Below are 6,734 nucleotides of genomic sequence, written 5' to 3'. Positions count from 1 at the left end.
CCTTACAAGCTATTAACCAATTACCAATTACCAATTACCAATTACCAATTACCAATTACCAATTACCAATTACCAATTACCAATTACCAATTACCAATTAACCAGTTTAAATTCTAATATTGAATGCCTCTGGTTGCTCATTTACCCAAGATTTCCCTTTACTTATAAGGGACAATTGAGGTGATATTAATTCACGTACCAGCCGCCAGAAGTGTTGAATAGGAGGAATTTGCATTCTATCGTGAGTAGTGACTAAGACAACTTGGCGGCTCCAAATCGGATCGGCGATCGCCTCCGTAATCCCAGAAACCTTAGAATTAGACTGACAAGGTGCGATCGCCCGCACTGCCAGAGTAGAATCTGTACGGGCCTCCATCAAAGCCGAGTGTGGCAATAGAGCAATCAATTCACCCTGACGCACCACACCCCGAAAAGCGTCCAGCGTATTTAACTCCAAAACTGCATTCAGAGTCGAACCCATCCGCGCAAACTGCTCTTGTACCAAGCGTTGCATCCCATAGCCATCCTTAAAAACTACCTGTGGGTAGCGACTCAACTCTAACCAAGGTATCCGTTCGTATTGTATCAGGGGGTGGTTAGCGGCCATCAACACCTCAATCGGCTCATTGTAGAGCACTTCCACCAGCATTTCCGGGCCTTGAGTAAAAAAGCGATTGTTCATCACGATCGCCACATCCACCATCCCATCTTTTAACACCTTCAGAGCGCGATCGCTACCCAAAGCCGTCACCCGCAACTGCACATCTGGATACTCCCGACAAAACCTTTGCAGCACAGGCGGTAGATAAGAAGCACAAATTGAGTGAATCGCCGCCACACAAAGTTCAGGTTGCTTCCCCGCCAGCAAATCAGCTAATTCTTCTGTAGCATTATTCCAAGTCAGACAGATTTTGCGAGCGTGAGGCAGCAGCCTTTCCCCCCCCAGAGTTAGCTTAGCCTGAGTAGTACGGTGGAACAAAGGCATTCCCAGCTCAGCTTCTAAAACCTGCACCTGACGACTAATAGTAGATTGGGTAACGCCGCACTTACGGGCAGCCTGCTGAAAGCTGCCAGTTTCAGCAACAGAAAGAAATGCTTGCAGTTGCTCTAGGCGCATCGAGGTTTAACTTTAAAGATTAAATTTTATTGCTCTCAATGACCTTAACCGATTTGCTCAAGCAATTTAGTACACTTTGATACAGCAGAAAGCAGGAGCTAGGAGTCAGGAGCCAGGAGTTAAAAGTCAGAATACAGAACGTTGAATTCAGAATTAAAACTTCTGTATTCCGAAGGTCGTCGAAATGTTGAATATTTGCAACACTAGAAACTAGGGACAGGAACCGACAACGACTGATTAAATTGCAAAGGACAAGGCGAAATGCTGGAATCTATTAATAATCTGATCTTCAATCAAAATTTTATACCGCACGGTCACTGTTACCTCTGGCAGCGAGAGCTAGTAGGGTTGCACCTGCTGAGCGACTTATTAATTGCCCTAGCTTATTATTCAATTCCTGCCGTGCTCGTGTACTTTGTTTACAAACGGCGCGACGTACCCTTTAGTTGGATATTCCTACTGTTCGGAGCCTTCATCATCTCTTGTGGCACCACTCACATCATGGAAGTCTGGACACTGTGGCATCCAGTTTACTGGATATCCGGCACGATCAAAGCCATTACCGCCGGCATCTCCATGTACACAGCAGCCGAGCTGATACCATTAATGCCCAAAGCCCTTGCGCTGCCTTCACCCGCACAATTAGAAGCAGCAAACCGGGCCCTCACGGCTGAAATTGCTGAGCGCGAGCGAGCCGAAGCCGCCCTACACAACGCTAATATTGAACTCGAAAGCCGTGTCGAAGCACGCACCGCCGAACTTAGAGAAAGTAACAGACTATTGCTTAACGAAATAGCTTCAAGGCAGCAGGTAGAAGAGTCATTGCGGGAAACAGTCGAGACACTGCATAGAACATCTTCCCGATTTCGGCGCGTGATTGAGTCCAATATGATCGGGATGGGTTTTTGGGACATTGACGGCAATATTACCGAAGCAAACGATGCCTTGCTGAAATTGACAGGTTATGGGCGCGAAGACTTCCAGACTGGGGCATTAAATTGGGTAGAAATCACCCCGCCAGAATACAGACACTTGGACGAGCAGGCGATTCAGGAAATATCAAAGTTTGGATACTGCAACCCTTACGAGAAAGAATACATCCGTAAAGACAGAAGCCGCGTCCCAATTTTGATTGGTGGTGCGGCTTTTGAAGAAACTCAAAATAGCGGAGTCTTCTTTGTCATCGATCTTACTGAACGCAAGCGGGTCGAGGAGTCGCTGCGCGATGCTCTTCAAAAACTAACTTTTCATTTCGAGAACACGCCGCTAGCAGTAGTCGAGTGGGATAGCACCTTTCATCGAGTCTGTCGGTGGTCGCCTGCTGCTGAAAAAATTTTTGGGTGGACTGCTGAGGAAGTTTTGAACTTACAGGGGAACGATTGGAACTTTGTTTTTCCAGCCGACGCAGAGGCAGTGAGCAAGGACACGGCCCGGTTGAGGGAGGGCGCTGAATCGCGCAATATTTCGTCCAACCGCAACTACAGAAAAGACGGATCTATTGTTTATTGCGAGTGGTATAACTCGGCTCTGTACGATGAGGCTGGCTCTTTAGTGTCGGTGCTATCTCTAGTTCTGGATGTGACGGAGCGCTATAGTTTTCTGGAAGCTCTGCGTCAGTCAGAGGGGCGGTTTCGGATTGCTGCGGAGTGCGCCAGCGATTTGATTTATGAATGGGATCTTAATACTGGCATTGTCCTGTGGTTTGGTCATATTGACGAAGCTCTCGGATATGTCAAAGCTGAATTTCCAAGGACGAGAGAGGGTTGGCTCAATGCTATTCATCCCGATGATCGCGATCGCGTCTCTGTGGCTGCCGAACAGCATTCGCAGGCCCAGGAACCCTTTTTTCAGGAGTATCGCATCCAGCAACAAGATGGGACGTTTCTTTACTGGATCGACCGGGGTACTGTGGTGCGAGATCATACGGGGAAGGCTTACAAATGGATTGGGGTGACAAGCGATATTAGCGATCGCAAGCAAACAGAGGAGGGAGCTAAGTTTCTCACCGAGGCACTCGCTGTGTTGTCTTCCTCATTAGATTACGAAGTAACGCTGCAACACTTGGCAGATTTGGCAGTACCGCAATTGGCAGATTGGTGCTGCGTGCATTTGATGGAACCCGACGGCTCGATTCGCTTGCTGGCAGTTGCTCACCCAGATCCTCGGAAAGTAGAGCTGATGTGGCAGATAGAGAAACGTCGGCCCACTGAAACCCAGGCGCGGCACGGAGTAGCGAAGGTGCTGCGGACGGGAGAATCAAAGGTATATGCAGATATTCCCGACGCGGTACTCGAAGCGGTTGCTCCCGATGCCGCCGCCCTCTCTTTGCTGCGCGAGTACGATTTCTTGTCAGCGATGTGCGTTCCACTGATCGCCCACGGGCATAAGCTGGGAGTGATTTCCCTGCTGTGTGGAGAGTCTGGTCGGCGCTATGGGCGGAGTGACTTGGATTTAGCAGAACGACTAGCTCATCATGCGGCGATCGCGATCGATAATGCACGGCTTTACTGGGAAGCTCAAGAAGCCAACCGCATCAAGGACGAATTTTTGGCAACGCTTTCCCACGAACTACGCACACCTCTAAATGCAATTTTGGGTTGGTCGCAAATATTACAGCAGAAAAAGCTAACTGAGGAAAAAATGGCGATCGCTCTAGAGACAATTGAACGCAATGCTCGTTTGCAGGTGCAGATGATCGAAGACCTCCTCGATGTTTCCCGGATTCTGGCAGGTAAGATTTCCCTAAAGTTGGGGCCCGTTGAACTGGTGGGAATCCTTGAAGCCGGAATCAATACCCTGCGTCCTATTGCTGAAGCGAAGGGAGTTCAACTTTTGAGTTTTTATGATGAAGGAGTGGGGCTAGTTTTTGCGGATACTAATCGCTTGCAGCAGGTAATTTGGAATCTACTTTCCAATGCACTCAAGTTTACCCCCAACGGAGGGCGGGTAGAAGTGCGGCTAGGAATGGGGATGGGGGATTGGAGGGAAGGGGAAGATGGGAAGGAGAAGGAAGATGAAGAGATGGAAAAGGCAGGAAATTTAGTTACTATTCAAACTCAAAACCGCGATCGTGAAGCCTACCCAAAGGGTTTAGCGTTGGAAGTGCAACCAAGCAATCTCAAAACTCAAAATTTCCTATCTTCCTCTATTATTTCTTATGCAGAAATTCAGATTACCGATACAGGAATTGGTATCAGTCAGAAGTTTTTACCTCATGTTTTCGAGAGATTCCGTCAAGCTGACAGTACCACAACCAGGTCTTACGGAGGGCTGGGACTGGGCTTAGCTATCGTCCAACATATTGTGACAATACATGGCGGTACAGTACACGCTGAGAGTGCGGGAGAGGGAATGGGGGCAACTTTCACGATCAGGCTGCCATTGCTCGAAAGAAGCAGATAATATAGCTAGGAGGGAGGGGAAGAAGGGAATAGAATCAGCAAATTTCTGCAATGAGCCAGTTTTCTAAGTGCTAAGAAGGTTGCTATAGAACAATAACTTTATAACTCATTCCTTACCAAGGGCTTCCCACCATTGTGAACCCACTCCAGAAAAAGGGATGAGCCATATTTCTATTACTTAAACTCGCTAAATTGGGAGGGAGAGGAAAATCTTCTCCTGTTGTAATCAGCCGTCCATTGCGAAGTTGTACTTTGCCAGAAATCATGGCTAGCTGTGCCTCTCTTAAAGCTTCTGCTTTAATTTTGCTGTGCCTGAGTTCCTGATAAAATTCCATCATCAATCCCATTGTACCTTCATCAGATACATACCAAAGACTGGCAAGGGCTGATTTAGCTCCGGCTTTTACAGCTAATCCGCCAAAACCCAACTCCGATTCCCTGTCCCCTAAAGCAGTTCGACAAGCTGAAAGCACTAGCAATTCTACTGGGGGAAGATCCCAGTTAAGAGTTGGGATTTGATTGATTTGCAATTTGCTGTTCCAAAGCTGAATGTAAGAGTTCTTTGGTTCGCCTGGATTAAAAGTAGCGTGAGTTGCTAGATGAATGATTCCAAACTGGGTATTAAGGCGTTGCGATCGCAAATTTTCTAAGGTGAAGGCTTCGTTGAGGAAGGATTGACCCGGCCACAAATCAGAAACGATCGAGTGCAATTCAATGGGTACGCTGGGTAAAGGTTCTTTATCCTTAAATTCAGAGGCTCCCATTGCCAAGACTTTAGTACCATCAATAGATGCGTAATTGCTATTAGTTAAGGAAAAACTGGGAATTAAACTGAAGCTGTATTTTTCGATTAAGAATTGCTTGCCATCGTGCAAAGCTGCGATCGGCATACTCCGTAACCCTGGATCTAAAGAAAACAGCAGGGTTTCAATCTTTAAGGTTTTTAAGTCTTTTTCTAGGGGTGCAATTATCCACTGATAAAGTTGTTGGGCGCGGGATAAATAACTGGTACTGCTCCGTTGGCGAGGGTTGGTAATCTCCATTCGGAACTGTTCAACTATTGGTAAAAGAATTGCTTTTTTTGCTGCTGGGATGCTGTAGCGAATTGGGGAGGCGTGACCAGTAACTAAAATCAATTCTAACTGATCGTTTCTGGCTACTACATAGATAATAGCACAGGGCTTACCGGGAACCACAGCGATACGTTTTAAAGTTTCCTGCATTGTAGCGAGGGTCATTCTTTCGTGACCTGGTTCATTTTTGATTCCCAGGTAGCTGTCATATTCTTGATTTCTATACTGCTCAATATTAGCTACTGTTCTCTCAATATCACTTTCAAAGATTTGGTCAGAGGTAATCGATTTAATTACTTCTAGAGAATTGGTGACTGGGGTTTTTACTTGATTACTAATTGCGGTTGATGGTTGTTCGTGGCTGACTGTTGCTAGTTTTGCGCTTGTTTCTAGATCGGTACTGGCACCGATCGCAGGGACGGTGGAAACTTGCTCTCTAGGAGGTACGCTGGGGGTTTCTACGGGGGTGATTTGTTGATGAGGGACGGGTTCTAATTTGGGGGTTGGGGGGCTGTCAAAGGTGATTTTTGCGGCTGTGGGTGTGGGTGTTACAGTCGGCGTGGGTGTCGGATTTGGGGAAACTTCGGTGGTTGTGGGAGCGGAAGTTGGTACGATCTGCTCTGTTACAGGTGCGATCGCAATCCGATCTGTGGTTTCAGGTTGGGGAGGATTGTCTGGGGTGGAAGTGAGTAGGCGATCGCTGGTTGTTTGTACCTGAGTTGTTGTCTCAATATTTGCCTGGGGTATTGTTTTTTCCGCCTCGTTTTCGGCTTCTGATGCTGGTTCTACCCGATTGGCAGTATCAGGTGTTTGTTGCGCCGGTGTATAGGTAAAGCTAGGCGCAGGAAGCGCTAACACTGTTGGCTGCGCTTGTGGCAGTGGGGGTTCTGCCTCAAGAATGGGGGTTTTAGTTGATTCCTGCGTCTGAGGTTCTGCGATCGCGACTGGCGGTGTCTGCGGTGTCGGTGTTGCAGGGATGACAATTTCTACTGGTGGTATCTCTGCGACTGGGTTTTCCGGTTGTGCGATCGCGACTGGCGGTGTTGCAGGAATGACAATTTCTACTGGTGGTGTCTCTGCGACTGGGTTTTCCGGTTGTGCGATCGCGACTGGCGGTGTTGGTGGTGTCGGTGTTTCCGGTAT

Annotated in this window: 3 protein-coding genes; 1 reads left to right on the top strand and 2 read right to left on the bottom strand. The window is 47.6% G+C overall.

The window, feature by feature from the left end:
- Positions 1-106: 106 nt before the first annotated feature.
- On the bottom strand, positions 107-1,117 hold the full coding sequence (locus PN499_RS25040; RefSeq protein WP_007355739.1) for a LysR family transcriptional regulator: 1,011 nt from the start codon (positions 1,115-1,117) through the stop codon (positions 107-109).
- Between the two features lie 261 nt (positions 1,118-1,378).
- On the opposite strand from PN499_RS25040, the gene PN499_RS25035 reads away from it, so the two are divergent.
- Positions 1,379-4,519 carry a PAS domain S-box protein gene (locus tag PN499_RS25035; RefSeq protein WP_272035640.1) on the top strand — a complete coding sequence of 1,047 codons (3,141 nt, stop codon included), beginning with the start codon at positions 1,379-1,381 and terminating at the stop codon, positions 4,517-4,519.
- Positions 4,520-4,631: 112 nt separating this feature from the next.
- Here the strand turns inward: PN499_RS25035 and PN499_RS25030 are convergent.
- The coding region (locus PN499_RS25030) for a CHAT domain-containing protein (RefSeq protein WP_272035638.1) at positions 4,632-6,734 on the bottom strand (2,103 nt) is incomplete at its 5' end.

Origin of the sequence: Kamptonema animale CS-326 (genome assembly GCF_028330895.1) — a bacterium.
Classification (GTDB): domain Bacteria; phylum Cyanobacteriota; class Cyanobacteriia; order Cyanobacteriales; family Microcoleaceae; genus Kamptonema; species Kamptonema formosum.
The sequence above is the reverse complement of the archived record's forward strand: the minus strand, read 5'-3'. Positions and strand labels throughout refer to the sequence as shown.

What these genes read in the sequence shown, in the direction of transcription:
- PN499_RS25035 (WP_272035640.1), top strand. Translation starts at nt 1,379, where the DNA reads ATGCTGGAATCTATTAATAATCTGATCTTCAATCAAAATTTTATACCG.
- PN499_RS25040 (WP_007355739.1), bottom strand. Translation starts at nt 1,117, where the DNA reads ATGCGCCTAGAGCAACTGCAAGCATTTCTTTCTGTTGCTGAAACTGGC.